Here is a 17,854-nt window from a genome sequence, read left to right as displayed (position 1 = left end):
CCAGGAATGTGACATCATTATATAAAAATTGTTTTCATTCATCATTCAGTTGGAACCTTATCTTTTGCATATGAATCGTTCACATTATATTTTTAATGACTAGTTGAATCATTTATTGTTTATAATAGGATGGATTTTATTTACATTATATTTTTCATTACTTTTATAGTCAACATTAAATTTAAAATATTCTAAATTTTATATTTATTTTGTCTATTCATATAGAATCATCTCTTCTTTATCTTAATTAGGTGAGAAGACCCCCTCCTTAAGGAATGAGAAGGGCGATAGCCCAATGAGTAGAGTGGAGATGATCAATTGATTAAACCCTTAATTTCCAGAGATTTTCATATCTAGTATTCATATTTGTTCACCTTCAGTTATGGAGAGTTGCTATTATATAGTATCCGGGTGATCCTGCATTTTGGGCAGGATTACCGAGCGGTTAAACTCAAAAAGCCCTGCCTGTAACATAGTGGAAGGCTGCCTTCATATAGGCAGCCTCAGCCATTAAGCTATTTAGTTTTAACCTGTAGCCATTCACTAATGTGAAGTTAAAACTATACCTGATGAATTCCTGAGAAGGGATTCATTCGTTCGATTAGCGCATCATACCAGCTTGTCCTGATAATTGAGATTGAGCTGTAGCAACAAGACGCTTTGTAATTTCGCCACCTACTGAACCATTTGCACGAGATGTTGTATCAGCTCCAAGTTGCACACCGAATTCAGAAGCGATTTCAAATTTCATTTGTTGTAAAGCTTGTTCTGCACCTTGTACTAATAATCGGTTACGACCAGCACTGCGGTTTGACATTTGTCTTCACCTCCTTTTGTATTCTTAAGGTCCCTTTCATTCAAAAAATCCATACCTTGTAAATTTTGGATGAATAATAGAGAAAAAAACATTCATAATAAGACTGTTGAGAGGAACAGGGTTAACAAGCAACTTGTAAGACTCCCTCCCTTCATCTCCTTGTTATTTTGACTTTATGTTTGCCGTGTGTTTGGAGATTAAAAAAGAGGGTGGTGATAGAGCCACTCTCTTTTTTACGTCAACTAGAATTTTGAATCATAACCGTGTTAATGGAGATGAGAGGCTGTGTTTCTCTTCTTCTCAAGAAGCCGCCTCACCAAACTATTTTTTTCTAGGAACATAAAAAGCGCGTTCACACTTTTCCAATCCAATGCGGGGATAATACTCTCTCTTTTTCCATATAAAAAGAGGATAGACTTTTTATAGCTATCCTCCCGTTTGTTTATATACGTTGTTGTCGATAAGAATGTAATAGATGTTCCGCTTCATGCTCTTGAACTTTCATAAAGTAAGAGGAGTGCCTTGCATCCTCACGCAATTCCATGACGGTTTCGTGCCCATGACCGGTCAGAACGGCATATTTCCTTCCGTTAATCTCAAATATATCGTTCACGGAACACTTCGTTTCTTGACCGTTATCATGAATAAACGTTAATGCTGATCCCAGGACATCTCCATCAAAATATTTCGCGTCCACTAATCTCACCTCATTATGATATATATGAGTAGCGTATCCTTTTTTATCCATGATTATGTCCATTCATTCCATCTTTCACAATCCGCTCTTCCACCGCAACAATATGATCATGAGCATTTTCCCATAACCGCTTTACTCATTTTTTCGTTGATGTTCAATAGCTTCATCACGTTCTCCGCCATCGGCGAGTTCCTCTGAAAACTCATGCCCTGCTTGCTTTTTCCTTGAAACAAGCTTAGACGAACGGATTACCGCTGCGGGCAGGTTATTATTCGGTGCGGCTTCATTATTCCATGTTCCCATATCAATTCATCCTTCCTCTTCTTTTTCATTAGTATGGGATAACACGATAAAAACATTCAACAAGAAAGCCTAGTTCTTTCTGACGGGATCCTTCTACATACCCAGGCTTCCTTCTGCTTGTTCGCAAGCGCGAATGGCCTGTTCATACGAATTTTGGGTTGCTTGTGCGTTCTCGGGCTGTTTCGCCGCATTGCATGCATTATGTACCGCGTTATACACATCTTGGAGCATGATGGCAGAATCCCCTTGTAGACTGCCAATGCATGCTTGAAGATTTTGGGCTGCTTGCTGCAGTTGCTCCTGTGCTAATTGCGGATTTTGCATCGCCTGTTGAAGCGCTTCCTTTGCTTCCCCTAACACTTGTTGAACATTTTGCATAATTGTTTCCTCCTTGATAGGTAAAATCTCAACAAAAGTTACCTTGCCACAAGGTGGAAAATTTTATACAACATCCTCTTCTTCCCCTTTTCCCCAGACTTGCCTGGAATCAATATTATCAGCAGATCTTCTATTTCAAGCAAAATACTTTTTTCCATAACAGAATTAGTTTCCCATCTAAAACACTCCAAATCCAAAAGGTCCCTCCTCATCCATCGTTCCCTCTTTGTTGATGTCTGAATATTCATTTTTATCATAAAGCAAATGATATGGCATGCGTTTTTTTCCAAGAGTGTCTCTCTTATTAAATGGAACACTATAAAAGTCAAGATAAAAACGATAAAAATCAGCAAAAAAGGAGTATCATCATGAAGAAGTTACATGTATTAACAGGAACTCTCATATTCATTCTTTCCTTAGCTGTCATAAGCGGCTGTAACACTGATAGAAGAAACCTCGGGGCAGAAAACATGAATGAAAATAGGGAAGAAAACAGAAATGAAAAAACACCTTCCCCTGTAAAAGTGGTTAATACCGAAAATGGACGAATTACAGGAGAGCCGGTTTCTTACAACACTGACCGTATGTCCATCAAGGCCAGAAGCAGCAGGGTACCAAATAACAATATGATGAATACCCCTCAAGACTACAATATGAACACAAACATGAATACGAATTTGAATACTATTAATAATCCGGATACCGGCCAAATGGCCCCATGGGTACCCGCTCCGCCCCCTTCTGATGTTAACGGAGACTCCTTGATTCAGCAAGTCGTTCAACTCACGAACGAGCAGCGCAGGCAAAATGGCCTTCCAGGACTGCAGATGGACGCTGAGTTGTCTAATATGGCCCAAACAAAGGCAAGAGACATGCTTGATAATCATTATTTTTCGCATACAAGTCCGACTTATGGTTCACCTTTTGAGATGATGAAAAGGTTTGGCATTTCCTACACATCTGCAGGGGAAAACATTGCACAGGGACAGCAGACAGCTGAACAAGTGGTCAGCGATTGGATGAATAGTCCCGGGCACCGTGCCAATATTTTAAATAGCCGCTTTACTCACATTGGAGTAGGACACACAACAAGTGAAGGGTATTGGACACAAGAGTTTATTGGAAGATAATCCTTGTTTTTCTTATAAAGGAAAATGACCTAGGGAACCTTCTTAAAACGAAAGGAGTGGGCATCCACTCCTTTCGTTATTTCGTCTTTTTGTAATTTTTATGATTGACGACCGTACGAATTGGTTCGCCGGTATTTGGATTTTTTCCAATCTCGGCGATGACCGAGTTCTCCCGGACAGCAATCACTTTTGCCTTTCGCCCTTTTCGTTCCCCTTGTTTAAACTCAATTGTGTCACCTACATCCGCTTTCTTGATGTTTTTTTGCTCTTGCGTGAGCTCTTCTTGCAGAAGTTCTTGTGCCATCTGACCCCTCCTCGGCAGATTACGATGAAAGAAAACCCAGAATATGAATCAACCGGCATAACCGTCATTCCATCCCGCGTTTTATTACTGCTTTTTTTGGATACTGTCCCGTTCAGTCAATAACTGAGAACGGCCTTAACCATCGCATCCATTGTTAGTGTTGTAATCTCCGCCCCGATTCATGCGGTCTTGTTTAGCTCCCCGTTCGTCCTTATGTTTACATATATGGAAGTTCATTGCAGAAAAAATAGATGATTGCCCTTGCCCGAAGGCTTTTGAGTCAGCCCCGTGTTATTAAATACTTTTATGAAGCAATTTCCGTAAGAGCGGGAATAAAACATCCGGCAATTCATCGACATTCGGCACAAGTATGCTGTACTTTCCGTAAATATTCTGGATGGTCTTTTGCTGTCCTTCGTCAATATAGCCGTTCGACAAAAAGACATTGATGACTTCGATTCCTTGCTTTCTTGCATCCAAAACGGCTTCATGCGTATCGATGATCCCGTTTTGCTCGTACCCCATTGCAGCCGGTTCCCCGTCTGAAAATACAAGTAAAAACTTTTGGGCCTCGGAGCGTTCCATCAGTCTCTTTGCCATATGACGGATCGCATACCCGTCACGATTATCTTCTTCCGGTTCAAGCTGCATAATTTCTGGTCCGCTTTTTCGTTTGATGGATGAAGTGAAATCAATCACCGTATTAAAGTAATTCGGCTGTTTCGTTTCTGTCGCCTCATTCGTATCTTCCCAGAAGCCGACGACTTCATGCGGTACACGAATGGATTTTAAGGCTTCGTGGAATAAGGTAATTCCAAGCTTTGTTTCATCCATTTTATCAAACATCGATCCAGAGCAATCCACCAGCAGAGAGAATACTGCATCAATCTCAATGGACGGCTGATGTTTCTTATAAAATAACCTTGGGTTTTCGTCCGTCAATAAGCGAAGAAGCTTTTTGTTCAACCGGCCGAAATGCAAGTCTGTTCGCGGCAGCGTTTTTTTGTGTTCCAACGTTTTTTCGATCATTTGTTTTAGCTTTTTCTGGTATGGAGCAATGATTTTTGCGTTTTCTTCATAACTGCGAATGTGTTCATGCGTAGGGATATCAGGGGTTTTAAAGACCGGATAAGCATATTTGTTTTCTTTTCCAAACTCGCTTTCACCGCCGCCCTGTTCCTCATCACGTCTGCTTTCCATCGCTTCTATGTGGGAATAATCGTTTCGTTTGCTTTTACGAGCGGAGCCCTGGACCATTCCAAGCGCCTGGTCGCCATCATCTCCTTCACGACCTCCCTCGCCCATTAAATCGGTTTTGGAACCACGCTCGATGTCAAACTGCAGGAAACTTTTCGTTGCCTTGCTTGTTTCGCGGTGATGCGTCGGCATATGGTTTTCATATATATCTTCATCACCTTCTGCAATTTTCCCGAGTGAATCATCATTATCGAGTTTGGCTTGCCGTTTGATATCATCAAACGTTAATCCGTCTTCTATCTGGTCATACTCAAGTTCAGGTAAATGAAAATACATGTTCAGCATGTCATTTTCCAGCACTTCATCCAATACTTCCGCGATTTCCACCACCATTTTTGTAATGTCGCCGGTCGTTTTCGCTTCATACACTTTCATCAGTTCATTGCGGACGAACGGCAAGACACGATCGATTGAATCCGAAATGGAAGGAATATCTTCAAAAGGATTGTCAGTCGTTAATAAAAGAAATAAACCGTTAAAGAACGCATCGGTCTGTATACTTTTAACAAGATTGACATTAAGCTGGTCTTGAAAATATTTTCGATAAACATTTCGGCGCACCGCAAATGCTTTCTTCGTACCGGGACGTTCCCGCTTACATACTTCTTCAAGACGCAAATCCTCACATACCATCAATAATTGCTTCGCAAAGCTTGAGACGGAAAGATTTCTTACTTTTTTCAAAAAAGCGCCGATTTCTTTAAACTTCGTATCCTTATAACTTCCGATACTGCGAAGAAAGACATCCGTTTTCAATCCATTTATCATCTCATGTGCCGGGCGGTTATCCCAAAAATGACTGACATACACTTTACCGGCGAACGGATCATAGTACGATCTAAACGCATACTCGACTTCAATTTCATCTTGTTTCGTGAGTGTCTTCGCTAGATCCGAAAGTTCCATAAACAAGAAAGAGTCGATATTTTTATCATTAAATTTAATAAATCTCATGGTTTACAACCTCACTCAAACAGCGTTTCCGCAATGTTTTGAATGGCTGCCTTTTCCCTTTCATCTTCTAACTTTTCAATGATTCCCCGCTGTATAGCACGCATTGGCGGCATATAAACCGCAAGGTCGCACGTATCGATCAGTGCACGGATAGATGCTGCCTCTTCTGAAATCTGCCCATTTTGTACTTGTGTAATCAAGTCGGATGAAAGTGTCACGAATTTCTCGACCATTGCCTTGTCTTTCAATTGAGATTGTGACGTTAACACGTCTTTTAAGCTCTCTCCCTGAATGTACGGTACTTCGATGACAACAAAACGATTCTTTAATGCTTCATTTAACGGAACCGTTCCGACATATCCTTCATTAATCGCTGCCACAACGCCAAAACCTTCGGCTGCTCTCACCACTTCGCCTGTAAATGGATTCGTGATCATTTTACGGTAATCAAGCACCCCGTTTAAAACAGGAAGCGTCTCGGGTTTTGCCATATTGATTTCGTCGATATATAGAAGGTGGCCTTTCTTCATTGCCTGAATGACAGGGCCTGCCACAAATTCAATCACTGTATGGCCATCACGCTCTCCGATGGTTTTGAATCCAAGAAGAGCTTCCGTATCCAAGTCGACGGAACAGTTAATGGAATGCATCGGCTGGTGGAAAATCGCCGACAAGGTTTCCGCTAATTTCGTTTTCCCCGAACCAGTCGGTCCTTTTAACAACACATTTTTCCCAAGAGCGAGCGCAATGACCGCATCTGTTATGATAGCCTCTTCCGCAGCGGTATAGCCCCCTTTTCCAATAAGCCTTTCATCTTCAGCGGAAAGGTTTGTCGCTTCTCTATTTGAAAGTAATGGTTTAATTTCCTCTGGTAAAGATAAGCCGTTTAAATCGAATGACATAAAAACAATCCTTTCTTTCTCTCGTTATCAAATGAGTCCACTAATGTATTCTACTATATAAATCCACATAAATCATTCAACACGGGCCTTTTTTGCCCATGTTGAATGATTTATGCATAAGCGTTTGGCCATTTACCTTACGGTCCCTTGCCAAACGCTTATACGAGAACCTTTTTAGCTTATTCAAGATGAGAGAATAGAAAAGCCGTAAGAGGATAAGGAGTGTCAATTATACTAAAAAAAGAGCCGCGAAAGCTCTTTCTTACTGCACACCATACATAAGGCTCACATAACAAGCCACAACGAGTAAAAGGCTGAATATAAATGCCGCTGCTGCTGGCGCCTTTCTCAAAAAAGCGGTAATGATCACGAAGGCAAAAACAACGGCAGCTGCTCCGAAGCTTAGTGACCACATATTAACATCTAGATTGACCGTCATAGTCGGCAGGACCGTCCCTCTGTAAATCTCTTCAAACAGCGGAGACGCTCCCTCTGTTTTCAACGCCGTTTCCAATTCATGCGGGGGTGACTGCTGTCCTAACAGACCGGTTAAAGCAAATACGATAAACAATAGCGCACCCTCCGCTTTTAACCATGGTAAAGGACTGAAAATATCGCTTTCTTTCATTGTTTTTTTCATTAATAGCCCGTTGATGACGGCAAAAAGAAGAATAGGCAACAAAAATAAATGCTTAAACAGCAGCGTCTGTCCATATGATATAAGCCATATATTCGCATATTGCTCATACGGCACAATCGTATCCATTATGATAAACCCAGAGATGGACAAAACGATGAGACATCCGACCGCCAGTGGTGTAAACCATTTCAAAAAGGCGGACCAATTGGCCGGCTTTTTTGCAAAAAATCCGACATTCAATAAAATACCTGTCCAGACGATCACCGCCAAAAAGTGAAAAGTATGTGCGATGAACCCTTTCCAAAAAGAAAGAGAGCTGGCATGGCTGGACCATCCTACCGTTAGTACAAGAAACCACATACAAATAAGAGCGATATAAAACAATTCGTTTCGTTTTTGCGTCACTGCGATGAACGTAAACATAAGCAGCACAAGGGAAAGCACGGCCGTAACCAACCATGCCTGTCCCGCTTCAAATGTCCACAACACGGAATCCATTGTTTTCCAAAATCCGATTTGTTCTTTAAGAAATAGTACAATTCGCAACACCGGAAAAAACGATAAAACAGGGAGTGCGATGACGGCTAGATAAAGTAAACCAGGCGGCACGGAAACGATTGGACGTCTGGTCGCTGGCCTTGTTTCTAAAATGAAATATCCAATTAGCATAGAAAAGAAAAAATATAAAAGTGTTTCACTGACAACTGTGACGTAAAACATTCAACTTAACCCTTTCTTTTTCGTAAAAAGAATAAGCTTCCTACCGCAATGGCTCCTAAAATAACCACAAGGACAATCGGGAAAGAAGAAGATGTTTCTTCTGCCTCTTGTTCCACCATCTCTTCATTTTTTGTTTCTGGAACTTGATTTTCTGCCTTTTCTTCGGTATTTTCTTCAGCAGGCTCCTGTGCCGCTTGCTCAGGGACATCGACACGGAATGCTAGCGATCCTTTAATCGGGTGTCCATCTGCTCCGACAATGTTCCAATCTAACGTATATTGATCATTTGGAAGCGGTTGTTCAGTCGTTCCTTTCAATAGATCATTTTCCACCGTTACGTTAACCGGGACTTTTTCATTGTTGGAATTTTTCAATTCAAATGTACTTCCGTTCTCAATTTTCGTCGCATATTTTAAAACCATCTCCTGAAGCGGTTCCTTTATAATTTCTCCATCCTGAGGTACAGAAGACTCCAAAGCCGTGTGGGCATAAGCTTGACTCGTGCTGATACAAAATACCAATATGATAAGCACAAGAATTTTTTTCATGATGTTGACTCCTTTCATATGATTAGATTATGTATTTTCTTGCCGTTTAAAAAAGATATCAGGGAAATGTGTTGAAACTGTGAAAAGAGGATGGCGGAAGGCATAAAAAACATGCCTTCCGCCATCCTCCTGAAAGGGCCCGACATAAGAATCAGTTAAGAGCACGGATTTGATAATGGACCCTTTCAGAAAGAAATAATTTTTGTTTATTTAAAGTCTAGGAGGTCGTTCACAAGCGAAGCCCATCCCCTTAAATTGGAAGAAAAGTCTACTTGTAAAACGCCTCTACTTTCGCTATGATAACTATACAAACGATTTACATTGATTATGGGGATTTACCATACAGATTCTTTTGCAGAAGATGATAAAGAATCTTGTACATACCTGCGATGCTCGTATGCTCGTTGTTGTCTCAAACCGATGTGAATAATAAGGGAATTCAACAATCAGCTGCAGATAACATGCCCTTGGATGAGGGACGTTAAACCCGGCTGTGCGAATACCCACCTGCGAGTGCGGGTTTTGAGACACTTTGGGTTACGGCAGAGCGGGGTGTTTTACTACATAGTCCATTTACATCTTTCTTTATATAAACGATCTCAAGCAAACCGGTTTATTTTTTTACCAAAAATATTCTGAATATTGATATAATTAACTCAAAAAGAAAGGAATGAAGGCAATGTACTACATATTGTTTGAAAATGATCAGCCTGTTGCTTTCATCTAAAGGAAGATGAAGGTAATTCATACCTCGTCTTCTCATAAGAGAATTCACTTTTAAAATGACGGAGGTATGTTTAGATGAAAAACAGCTGGCTAGGTGCATTTTATTTGTCTCTTGCAGCAAGCATTTGGGGAAGCATGTATGTAATAAGCAAATACGTGCTGGAGTTCATTCCCCCGCTCACTCTCGTCTGGCTTCGATACATGATTGCTTTTTTCGTTCTCGGTCTTATTTGGTATCGGAAATACCGTCATACAGAAACGATAAGAAAGCATGATTGGCTGCTTATGTTGTGGATTGGGTTTATCGGATACTTTGTCTCGATTTCCCTTCAATTCATCGGTACGAAATTATCCAATGCCCATACCGCTTCTCTCATTACAGCGGCCACTCCAGTGTTTCTTGCCCTTTTGGCCTGGTTGTTGCTGAAAGAAAAATTAACGAAGCAAAAAATCATGTCCCTTCTTATGGCTACTGCCGGGGTATTATGCATTGTCGGTTGGAACGGAAGTGTTTCTTCCGCTTTTACAGGTAACCTCGCGCTTGTCGGAGCAGCTGTCACTTGGGCGCTGCTATCCGTATATGTCAAAATCGCTTCTGAGCGGCTGCATATGTTAACCATTACAGCATTTTCCATTTTGTTTGCTCTTGTATTCACTACCCCATTTATGATATGGGAAATTCAGTCAGCATCCATAGATATTTCTTCTCTTTCCGTACAGCTCGGTATTTTATATTTAGGCATTGTGTCGACGGCCGGGGCGTTCTTTTTTTGGAACAAAGGAATGGAAATGATGGATGCGACCGTCGGTTCCTTATTTTTCTTCTTTCAGCCGCTTGTCGGCACATGGTTAGGCTGGCTGTTGTTGCATGAGACATTGCACCAGAACTTTTTTATTGGCGCACTGTTAATTGTTACGGCTGTCATTTTATCCACATTTCAATTTAAAAGAAAGAAACGAAACAACACTCTTGCCTCTTAGTATAAAGGATTCGTTTGCTCGAGTGTTGGTTAAAAAACAGAAAGACCGATTTTATCAATCGGTCTTTCTGTTTTTCTTTTAAAAGTATAACCATCGATTAGTTGAAGAACAAACCAAGCCCCCATTCTTTAAGATACATTTTCCGGATATGTACGTGAAGATACCTTTTCTTTTGAAGCGGCTCTTGGTGCCGTCTTCGAAGAAAGCAAAACACCAAAAATAACAATGAAACCACCGACAATTTGATACCATACTAAGGATTCATTTGTAAATATCGTCGCAAAGATCGCCGCGAAAACAGGGAGTAAATTCAGAAAAATACCGGATTTGGCTGCGCCTGCTTTCGGTACCCCTGTATTCCATGATAGGAAAGCAACAATTGAAGCTAACACCCCTACATAAAGCAAGATAAAAATAGAAAATGGAGTAAATACAACCTCAACATCCGGTTGTTTTAATTCAAACATACTAAATGGCATCAACATAAAAATTCCTATGAAAGATGTAATATATAAAGTTGTATTGGTTGGCAATATATTTGAATATTTTTTAATAATAATCGAGTACAAACTCCAACATACAACCGCAATCAAAACGTATAGATCTCCAACATTAAAGGATAAAGTTTGCAATATTTCTAGAGAACCTTTTGAAAGGATAAAAATAACACCTATAATGGATAAACTGATTCCGGCCACTTGAATAGACGTGATTCGTTCTTTAAGAATAAAAATAGAAAAAATACCAATAAACAATGGAGTTGTCGAATTAACAACAGCAGCATTAATAGATGTTGTAAAATGCAGAGCAAAATAAAGGATTGTATTATATCCTGCAACACCTGTCATCGTTAAAAGGAGCAATATCCATTTATGACGCCAGAGAACGTTCCAGTCTGCTTTCAGGCGTTTCAACATAAACGGAGTCAGTAATAAAAAAGCGATGATCCATCTAAATAACGAAAAGGTAAAGGGTGGAAAATAATCCCCTCCAATACGACCTATTACAAAATTGCCACCCCATATCATATTGGCTAAAACCAAAAGAAAATACGCATATTGATTCTTTATTGCATTCAGCATAACATGATAATCCCCCTTTTCTTTTATTGCCACTCAAGATTCTCATCCTCCCTTCTTTCTTGTTGGGACTTAAATGTTACCCGCCTTTTTTTGAATATTTAAATATCAGTTTAAACTTATACCTCTACTAAACAAACATCGTATCCTTCTTGCGCATAAATTTGGGTGATCCCATGGCCCATGACACCTGCGCCTAATACAGCAATTTTTTTCATGACTGCTTCTCCCCTTTGCTGAATGAAAATGTGTGACATAGAAAAAAGTTCGACAAAAGTCGCTTTTTTCCTTTCATTCCTCTACATATGTTCAAAAAACGTGTTGAACATATGTAGAGGAATTTTTGACACATCCCCCCGTGGAAGCAATCCTCTCCATATAAAGCGGCCATACTTATCGCTCGTGATTTAGCCGTGCAGGTTCATTCTTCTCCCACTCAAACGTCCGCTTATCAAAGCCGACAAACGAAGATCCCTTTTCTGGCCAAAGAAGTGTTTTTTTATACGAGATCTATACTGACGAAATCATGTAGATAAATAGGATGACCTAAAAGCCTGTTTTATGCTTTTAGGTCATCCCCCTGATGTTAAGTAGCGGTTGATGGAATTAAACACTTGCCTTCTTGTCATCTCTTCCTCGTTCAATAAATGATGTTTGCCATTTTCCACAAGTTGAACAGTGATATTGGGAAACTTCCTTAATAAAAACACGATATTATACTCCCAATCCACCGTTGTATCCTTTTTCCCTTGAATGACGAGAACGTTAGCAGCGCTGGGCTCTCCTTTCTCAATGGAGTCATTCCATTTCATTAGCGCTTCTACCCAGCTGAGGGGCACTTTGTCATGCTGGAGGGGATCTTCCCTCATAAACCTCAAAAAGGCTGCATCGGAAGAATTGTTTCGGATCACCCTCTTTAGTTGACGGACAAATAGCCTTAGTGCCTTTATACTGATGGAGGTCGCATTCCAGTGGTATGAACGGACAAGAGGAGCAACGAACACCGCTTTTTGAATCGCGGACGCCTCTTTATCATTCAATATGTAATCAATGGCCGCAGCAGCCCCGGTGCTGTGGGCGACGATATACACAGGAAGAGCTGCTGAAGATAAGTGTCTGCGAATGACTTCCCGAACGCTTTCCACATAAAGGGAAAAATCCGCGATGGCCGCCCTTTCCCCCGTTGATAACCCGTGACCCGGTAAATCAAATGTCAGGACATGAAAGTGTTGTTGAACGAGAAAACGAATCGCCTTACTTAACACCCCCGCATGATCGTAGTACCCGTGAAGAAGAAGAAGATGCCCCTTGAGCTGTCGAGGACGAAAAGACTGAACAAACAGCCGTTCATGACCTATTGGCTCATATCCGCAACAGTAGGAAACATCCTCCGTTGGAAGTTTATAATAATGAACATATCGTTTGATATCTTCATTCATTTCTGATGATTGGCAGGTAAAAACCAGATTTTTATTGTTTCGAATGTTTTCGATGACTTGTTTCATGTTCCACCTTTTTTATTTGTTTAGTTTATTTACTTCCGTCGCATAGGGCATTCGTAATTGGTTCCCATTCCCTTTAATAATAGTATATCCTTCAGAAAGGGTCGGAAAATTCCGATAAAATAAAGACCCTCTCCTTGTTCAGGGAGGGTCAATTCATTAATGGGGGCGCGATTTTTCCGCTTTTTTATTAGCAGGATTAGCGGCCAGTTCTTGTGAAAACTCGGTAATTGCTTTTGTGTTTTGTGCGCCTGCTTTTGATCTGCGATTCCGTTTTGTCATGATGAAAACCTCCATTCATATTAAATATGTAGGATTCCCTACATATTTAATATGCACCTGTTGTTTCGGTCCGTTTCATGGTTAAAATCCCCTCTTATGAGCTGATTTTTTCTTACAAGTTTTTCTTTTAGAACATAGTTTAATTAAAAAAAACAAAAACCTCTTTTTAAAAGCAAAAATGGAGGCTCTTGCAGAAATCAATGAGGTCGTTATTTTAATTGTTCAAGCGTTGAAAAACCCCTCATTTTCATATGGACAGTAAAAATGCTTCAAACGAAAATGAACCGTCTAGGAAAGCACTCAACGGAATTCCCATGACGGTCCTTTTTCAGGAGACCGGCTCTTAGGTAGAATGAAGCCCCAGGAACCGGTCTTATTTCTATATGATTAAACAGTCGTGCGCTTCATAGTCGAGGAGAAGAGTTTCAACACCCCATTCCCCTGCTCATTTCTGCTGGAATCAATGGGAACCGTTCTTTTAATTAAAGTCCCGTACAATTCGGACTCAGTCATTTTTTTGCCGGACGTTCTTTCGTATTGCTCCAATAATAAGGCTGCTGCGCCGGATACATGCGGGGTTGCCATAGATGTTCCGGATAGCTTCGCATACTCCCCGTTTAAATAAGTTGAGAGAATACCCTCACCCGGTGCGACCAAATCTACTTCTAAATTCGAATTGCTGAAATCAGAAATCTCTCCTTGCAGATTGACCGAACCGACTTGAACAACCTCTGGATAGGATCCCGGATATTCATATTCATCACTTGTATACTCCCCATCGCCTGCATTCCCGGCTGCGCAAACAACAAGGATGTTTTGAGCCACCGCTCTCTTTATAGTTTCATGAAGAACCGGATCATCCACACTGCTGCCAAGCGACATGGACATAATACGAACTTCTTCTTGGTTTGGTCCTCTCCAATTGATCGCATAATCGATTGCCTCCGTTACCGCTTCAAGCGTTCCTTCTCCCGATTCAGTTAACACTTTCAACACGAGAAGTTTTACTTTCGGTGCTACGCCGACCACCCCTTGGTTGTTTTCGATGGCTGCAATCGTTCCGCAAACATGGGTTCCGTGACCATTGTTATCAGAGAAATTGTCTACATCACCGTCATAATCTGTCGTAAAGTTATATCCTCCGATAATTTGTGACTCAAAGTCCGGATGATTGACATCACATCCTGTGTCGATGACGGCCACTATAACCCCATCGCCGCTTGCTCCATTTTCCCATAATTCTGGAGCCTCTACGAACTGCACTCCTTGCGGTATTTCCGTTGTCTGTCTCACCAAAGCTTGTACCTTATAAGGAATTAATTGAATGTTTCCCATATGCCATTCTCCCTTCCATTTTTTTAACATAACATACATTCCAGCATTATCCCGTTTTCTTCAAGAAAATGTCATAAGGCAGTGGCAAATAACGGTATCTTTTAGTGAGAAATTGATTATAATAGACGTATAGCAAATAATGTGATGACGTTTTCTTTATAAGAAACGTCTTTTTCTTTTTGTTTTTTTCTTCATTTCATTAATATTTTTGATCCCTATTGTGATTGTGGTAAATATGGTGGCACCTAAAGCAAACAGTTGCAATAACTGCTCAAACCACCCAAACACATTATCCCCTCCTTTCTATACAAAAAGGTCCTATTCCGATGTTCGTAACACTGGATAGGACCTTTACTTGTTTAGTGGAAAGTATTATAGGATAAATTTGGAATGTATGTCTTGTACTCATTTTAGCATGCCCAACATGCTGATACAAGCATTATTGTAAGAATAGGAAAAAGGATATATCCCCAATTATCAACTCAAAACTATTTTCCTGACATAATTATAATTATATCGTTAAGTTCCTTTACACAGGTAGTTTCAAGCTATGTTTCATAATTGATTGAGTCGTATTTGTATCCACTAAAAGTGGAAAAACCGACTTTTTCCTATTCAACATTTTATGTTTCATTTCCTCTTTTAGATGATCATAATTTTTCGAGACTTTTCACCTTGTTATATCGATATGCATTTTTAAAGCCAAGCTTTAATTTTTTCATTTAGAACATAGTTCAATTTATTAAATTCAGGTGAATAACGGGAGCGACAGGCATTTTTGCAGATGTTGCCATCTTCATTGATGATTTTCTTCCTTGTTCAGCGCAATCAAAGCGGCTTGATTTCTGGCATTTAACGCATATCATCCTTTATTACTTATTTTATGCTGTCGAGTGGCAAAGAAAAATAAACAAGAGACTTGCCATTCACGACAAATCTCTTTCCCAAAAATTCAATGCTTTTTCTGCCCTATTTATCTTTCCTCTTTCCATGAGGTCCTCAACTGTCACAGTAGCCAACTGATTTAAAAACTCGACTTGGAAACTTCCCGGTCCATGATGAGCCGTTTTCTCTGCCGCTATTTCCGCTGCTGTTCCATAATACACAAGCGCGGAGATTGAGGCAGCCATTAAATCGATTGAAACAGAAGCGAAGGCACCGATCACCGATGTTAATAAACAACCCGTTCCAGTCACTTTCGTTAAAATGGGATGGCCATTTTCGATGAGGACGGTTTGTTCACCATTTGAAACGACATCATCTTTTCCTGTAATGACCACAAGACAATCGAGTTGTTTTGCCGCTGTTTTAGCAAGGGTCACAACATCTCCCACTCCTTCTCCCGCGTCTACCCCTTTTACTTCCCAGCTTTCACCGATGACATTTGCAATTTCACCGGCATTCCCTCGAATAATGGAAATCTTAAGCTCTTTTAAAAGCTTGCGGGCTGTTTGTGTACGGTACGGAGTGGCTCCTGCCCCAACCGGATCAAATACGACAGGAACGCCGTGTTTATTGGCCGATTTTCCGGCAATCATCATCGCCTCTACTTCTGTTTCATTTAAGGTTCCAATATTTAATACGAGCGCTCCGGCGATTTTGGCCATGTCTGCAACTTCTTCTTTTGCATAAGCCATCACCGGTGAAGCACCGAGTGCGAGCAGCCCGTTCGCTGTAAAATTGGTCACCACTGTATTGGTGATGTTATGTACAAGCGGATTTCTCTCCCTTACCTCTTGCAGCAAGCGAATAATCGTTTCTATTTTCACCTTGATTCCCCCTTATTAAAATAAAAAAGCTACTCCAATGGAGCAGCTTTAAACACATTATTTAAAACAACTCCACTTTCCTACGCTGGCATCACCCAGATCAGGTTCCAAGGGTCCGGGATGAACATTCCCGTCTCAGCCGTGCGGCTCCCCTAGTGGCTTTCCATCCTATTCATTTCCATTTTACTATACTACGAATTTCAGAAACTGACAACATCCACACCCTTGCCAAAGAAACGCTAATTCCGTCTTTTTTTGATAACCTTTGTCGCCTTGCAGGAAAACGAAGGAAGTTATGAGGAATAGAATTGATTAACAAAATATTCCTTAATTCATTCTATTAATGACTGGTGTTGAAAGGTTGGGTGGTCGTGAATGCAAACATATACAGTAGGAAAACTCGCTAAAAAATTAAATGTTCAAAAACGAGTGATTTTACAATGGGAAGAAAACTATTGCGAATTTCTCGAAGTGACACGCGGACCAAACAATACGCGTATTTTTACAGAGAATGATTTACAATTGTTACGTGAAATTAAACAATTGACTTTTCAAAATATGGGAAACGACAAGATTATCGAACACCTTCTTCAGAAAGCGGCAAGACCCGAAGAGAGCGCCAAGCCTTCTGAACAATCGTTAGCCTCAACGGACTCAGATGTTGAAAAGGTAGAAGGAAAAGTCATTCAAACGGTTCAACACTATAAAGACGTGTTTGAGGCATTTGAAAGCTTCAAACGAGATTTGCTTCAAGAAGTACGGGACGAAATACGAAATGAAGTGCGAACCGAAGTGTTGCAGGAAGTGAAAAAAGAAATTTCAAAAGGTACAGGACAAACCGTGGAAAAGGTTGAAACGTTTGCTTCTTTTGTGAAAAAATCTTCGGAGCAAACGGCGAAAGAACTGCGCCAAATTTCGAAAGAAGCAGAACAAACAGTCAAAACAGTTGAAGATTTTACTTCTTTTATGGTCAGGTCTTCAGAACAAACGTCGAATGAACTACAAGAAATCTCAAAAGAAGCACAACAAACAGTCGAGACAATTGAAGCCTTATCTACCATCTTAACAAAATCGTCTCAACAAACCGCAAAAGACATTCATCAAATTTCAAATCGCCTCAAAAAAAATAGCTCGTTAGCCTCGAGCGAGATTAAGGAACTGATTGAAACAATGAATCAGGAACGTGAGTACTACTTACAAACACTCGAACAAGAACGCCAATTCTACCGTCACGATATTACCGAACGTGAAACGATCTTCCGCGATTTCGTTCAAACCTTCCGTGAAGCTGCCGCAGCCCAGCAGACAAAAGCAAAAAAATGGTGGAAACCGTGGAGTCGAGTTTGATTTACGTATGAAGACAACGAAAGGACCCGTCATGAAAATCCAGCAAAATCAGAGGATTCCATGACGGGTCCTTTCAGTAAAGATCCACTTTTGTCATGGATTAGAGACTTATGGGACAACCTCTTTTAAATGAAGAAACCCTGTATCAAGAAGAATGACCAAGTTATCTTTATACCGTTTGCC

General features: G+C 40.5%; 20 protein-coding genes, 1 other RNA gene and 1 riboswitch. Of the genes, 4 read left to right on the top strand and 17 right to left on the bottom strand.

The genetic code is table 11. The annotated features are described in order from the left end of the window. Positions 1 to 601: 601 nt before the first annotated feature. The 5 genes from ACFOU2_RS20660 to ACFOU2_RS20640 all read right to left on the bottom strand — a co-directional run bounded on the left by ACFOU2_RS20660 (position 602) and on the right by ACFOU2_RS20640 (position 2,485). Positions 602 to 817 (bottom strand): small, acid-soluble spore protein, alpha/beta type, encoded by a 216-nt coding sequence (locus ACFOU2_RS20660; protein ID WP_377918185.1) that lies wholly within the window; start codon positions 815 to 817, stop codon positions 602 to 604. Positions 818 to 1,259: 442 nt separating this feature from the next. Continuing rightward, on the bottom strand, positions 1,260 to 1,577 hold the full coding sequence (locus ACFOU2_RS20655; protein ID WP_377918184.1) for a DUF1292 domain-containing protein: 318 nt from the start codon (positions 1,575 to 1,577) through the stop codon (positions 1,260 to 1,262). A 69-nt stretch (positions 1,578 to 1,646) separates the two neighbouring features. Further along, positions 1,647 to 1,817, bottom strand: a complete 171-nt coding sequence (locus ACFOU2_RS20650; protein WP_377918183.1) for a hypothetical protein — start codon at positions 1,815 to 1,817, stop codon at positions 1,647 to 1,649. 93 nt (positions 1,818 to 1,910) lie between these two features. Then, the gene (locus ACFOU2_RS20645; protein WP_377918182.1) at positions 1,911 to 2,195 is read right to left on the bottom strand and encodes a hypothetical protein; all 285 of its coding nucleotides are present in this window, start codon (positions 2,193 to 2,195) and stop codon (positions 1,911 to 1,913) included. A gap of 38 nt (positions 2,196 to 2,233) precedes the next feature. Further along, complete coding sequence (locus ACFOU2_RS20640; protein ID WP_377918181.1) at positions 2,234 to 2,485, bottom strand: hypothetical protein; 252 nt, start codon at positions 2,483 to 2,485, stop codon at positions 2,234 to 2,236. A gap of 78 nt (positions 2,486 to 2,563) precedes the next feature. Between ACFOU2_RS20640 and ACFOU2_RS20635 the strand changes: the two genes are divergently transcribed. Next, a complete protein-coding gene (locus ACFOU2_RS20635; RefSeq protein ID WP_377918180.1) occupies positions 2,564 to 3,325 on the top strand; it encodes a CAP domain-containing protein in 762 nt (253 codons plus the stop codon). A 76-nt stretch (positions 3,326 to 3,401) separates the two neighbouring features. Here ACFOU2_RS20635 and ACFOU2_RS20630 read toward each other — a convergent pair whose 3' ends face one another. From ACFOU2_RS20630 to ACFOU2_RS20610, 5 genes are all read right to left on the bottom strand, one after another. Then, entirely contained in the window at positions 3,402 to 3,629 is a 228-nt protein-coding gene (locus ACFOU2_RS20630) for a DUF2187 family protein (RefSeq protein ID WP_377918179.1), read from the bottom strand. 294 nt (positions 3,630 to 3,923) lie between these two features. After that, complete coding sequence (locus tag ACFOU2_RS20625) at positions 3,924 to 5,840, bottom strand: vWA domain-containing protein (protein WP_377918178.1); 1,917 nt, start codon at positions 5,838 to 5,840, stop codon at positions 3,924 to 3,926. Positions 5,841 to 5,851: 11 nt separating this feature from the next. Next, positions 5,852 to 6,742 carry an ATP-binding protein gene (locus ACFOU2_RS20620; protein ID WP_377918177.1) on the bottom strand — a complete coding sequence of 297 codons (891 nt, stop codon included), beginning with the start codon at positions 6,740 to 6,742 and terminating at the stop codon, positions 5,852 to 5,854. Between the two features lie 262 nt (positions 6,743 to 7,004). Beyond that, entirely contained in the window at positions 7,005 to 8,102 is a 1,098-nt protein-coding gene (locus ACFOU2_RS20615) for a copper resistance D family protein (RefSeq protein ID WP_377918176.1), read from the bottom strand. A gap of 5 nt (positions 8,103 to 8,107) precedes the next feature. Beyond that, positions 8,108 to 8,650 (bottom strand): copper resistance CopC family protein, encoded by a 543-nt coding sequence (locus tag ACFOU2_RS20610; protein WP_377918175.1) that lies wholly within the window; start codon positions 8,648 to 8,650, stop codon positions 8,108 to 8,110. 378 nt (positions 8,651 to 9,028) lie between these two features. On the opposite strand from ACFOU2_RS20610, the gene ssrS reads away from it, so the two are divergent. Continuing rightward, a non-coding RNA gene (ssrS, locus tag ACFOU2_RS20605) (6S RNA) lies at positions 9,029 to 9,207 on the top strand. A gap of 244 nt (positions 9,208 to 9,451) precedes the next feature. After that, a complete protein-coding gene (locus ACFOU2_RS20600; protein ID WP_377918174.1) occupies positions 9,452 to 10,357 on the top strand; it encodes a DMT family transporter in 906 nt (301 codons plus the stop codon). A 128-nt stretch (positions 10,358 to 10,485) separates the two neighbouring features. Here the strand turns inward: ACFOU2_RS20600 and ACFOU2_RS20595 are convergent, their stop codons facing one another. The 7 genes from ACFOU2_RS20595 to thiM all read right to left on the bottom strand — a co-directional run bounded on the left by ACFOU2_RS20595 (position 10,486) and on the right by thiM (position 16,324). Beyond that, complete coding sequence (locus ACFOU2_RS20595; RefSeq protein ID WP_377918173.1) at positions 10,486 to 11,472, bottom strand: DMT family transporter; 987 nt, start codon at positions 11,470 to 11,472, stop codon at positions 10,486 to 10,488. An 83-nt stretch (positions 11,473 to 11,555) separates the two neighbouring features. Next, positions 11,556 to 11,654, bottom strand: coding sequence for a 3-hydroxyacyl-CoA dehydrogenase NAD-binding domain-containing protein (locus ACFOU2_RS20590; protein WP_377918172.1), 99 nt, complete (start codon positions 11,652 to 11,654; stop codon positions 11,556 to 11,558). Between the two features lie 354 nt (positions 11,655 to 12,008). After that, positions 12,009 to 12,941 carry an alpha/beta hydrolase gene (locus ACFOU2_RS20585; RefSeq protein ID WP_377918171.1) on the bottom strand — a complete coding sequence of 311 codons (933 nt, stop codon included), beginning with the start codon at positions 12,939 to 12,941 and terminating at the stop codon, positions 12,009 to 12,011. A 156-nt stretch (positions 12,942 to 13,097) separates the two neighbouring features. Then, positions 13,098 to 13,220 (bottom strand): hypothetical protein, encoded by a 123-nt coding sequence (locus ACFOU2_RS20580; RefSeq protein WP_377918170.1) that lies wholly within the window; start codon positions 13,218 to 13,220, stop codon positions 13,098 to 13,100. Between the two features lie 387 nt (positions 13,221 to 13,607). Next, complete coding sequence (locus ACFOU2_RS20575; RefSeq protein ID WP_377918169.1) at positions 13,608 to 14,555, bottom strand: S8 family peptidase; 948 nt, start codon at positions 14,553 to 14,555, stop codon at positions 13,608 to 13,610. Positions 14,556 to 14,711: 156 nt separating this feature from the next. Next, positions 14,712 to 14,843, bottom strand: a complete 132-nt coding sequence (locus ACFOU2_RS20570; RefSeq protein ID WP_377918168.1) for a hypothetical protein — start codon at positions 14,841 to 14,843, stop codon at positions 14,712 to 14,714. A 638-nt stretch (positions 14,844 to 15,481) separates the two neighbouring features. Next, entirely contained in the window at positions 15,482 to 16,324 is an 843-nt protein-coding gene (gene thiM, locus ACFOU2_RS20565) for a hydroxyethylthiazole kinase (protein ID WP_377918167.1), read from the bottom strand. A 60-nt stretch (positions 16,325 to 16,384) separates the two neighbouring features. Next, positions 16,385 to 16,488: riboswitch (TPP riboswitch) on the bottom strand. A 211-nt stretch (positions 16,489 to 16,699) separates the two neighbouring features. On the opposite strand from thiM, the gene ACFOU2_RS20560 reads away from it, so the two are divergent. Next, on the top strand, positions 16,700 to 17,671 hold the full coding sequence (locus tag ACFOU2_RS20560; RefSeq protein WP_377918166.1) for a MerR family transcriptional regulator: 972 nt from the start codon (positions 16,700 to 16,702) through the stop codon (positions 17,669 to 17,671). Positions 17,672 to 17,854: the final 183 nt, after the last annotated feature.

It is taken from the genome of Bacillus songklensis (assembly GCF_042649685.1).
Lineage (GTDB): Bacteria > Bacillota > Bacilli > Bacillales > Bacillaceae_H > Bacillus_BA > Bacillus_BA songklensis.
Note: the sequence above shows the minus strand (reverse complement) of the source record. Positions and strands in the feature narration are given on the sequence as shown.

What these genes read in the sequence shown, in the direction of transcription:
- ACFOU2_RS20660 (WP_377918185.1), bottom strand. Translation starts at nt 817, where the DNA reads ATGTCAAACCGCAGTGCTGGTCGTAACCGATTATTAGTACAAGGTGCA.
- ACFOU2_RS20655 (WP_377918184.1), bottom strand. Translation starts at nt 1,577, where the DNA reads ATGGACATAATCATGGATAAAAAAGGATACGCTACTCATATATATCAT.
- ACFOU2_RS20650 (WP_377918183.1), bottom strand. Translation starts at nt 1,817, where the DNA reads ATGGGAACATGGAATAATGAAGCCGCACCGAATAATAACCTGCCCGCA.
- ACFOU2_RS20645 (WP_377918182.1), bottom strand. Translation starts at nt 2,195, where the DNA reads ATGCAAAATGTTCAACAAGTGTTAGGGGAAGCAAAGGAAGCGCTTCAA.
- ACFOU2_RS20635 (WP_377918180.1), top strand. Translation starts at nt 2,564, where the DNA reads ATGAAGAAGTTACATGTATTAACAGGAACTCTCATATTCATTCTTTCC.
- ACFOU2_RS20630 (WP_377918179.1), bottom strand. Translation starts at nt 3,629, where the DNA reads ATGGCACAAGAACTTCTGCAAGAAGAGCTCACGCAAGAGCAAAAAAAC.
- ACFOU2_RS20625 (WP_377918178.1), bottom strand. Translation starts at nt 5,840, where the DNA reads ATGAGATTTATTAAATTTAATGATAAAAATATCGACTCTTTCTTGTTT.
- ACFOU2_RS20620 (WP_377918177.1), bottom strand. Translation starts at nt 6,742, where the DNA reads ATGTCATTCGATTTAAACGGCTTATCTTTACCAGAGGAAATTAAACCA.
- ACFOU2_RS20615 (WP_377918176.1), bottom strand. Translation starts at nt 8,102, where the DNA reads ATGTTTTACGTCACAGTTGTCAGTGAAACACTTTTATATTTTTTCTTT.
- ACFOU2_RS20610 (WP_377918175.1), bottom strand. Translation starts at nt 8,650, where the DNA reads ATGAAAAAAATTCTTGTGCTTATCATATTGGTATTTTGTATCAGCACG.
- ACFOU2_RS20600 (WP_377918174.1), top strand. Translation starts at nt 9,452, where the DNA reads ATGAAAAACAGCTGGCTAGGTGCATTTTATTTGTCTCTTGCAGCAAGC.
- ACFOU2_RS20590 (WP_377918172.1), bottom strand. Translation starts at nt 11,654, where the DNA reads ATGAAAAAAATTGCTGTATTAGGCGCAGGTGTCATGGGCCATGGGATC.
- ACFOU2_RS20585 (WP_377918171.1), bottom strand. Translation starts at nt 12,941, where the DNA reads ATGAAACAAGTCATCGAAAACATTCGAAACAATAAAAATCTGGTTTTT.
- ACFOU2_RS20580 (WP_377918170.1), bottom strand. Translation starts at nt 13,220, where the DNA reads ATGACAAAACGGAATCGCAGATCAAAAGCAGGCGCACAAAACACAAAA.
- ACFOU2_RS20575 (WP_377918169.1), bottom strand. Translation starts at nt 14,555, where the DNA reads ATGGGAAACATTCAATTAATTCCTTATAAGGTACAAGCTTTGGTGAGA.
- ACFOU2_RS20560 (WP_377918166.1), top strand. Translation starts at nt 16,700, where the DNA reads ATGCAAACATATACAGTAGGAAAACTCGCTAAAAAATTAAATGTTCAA.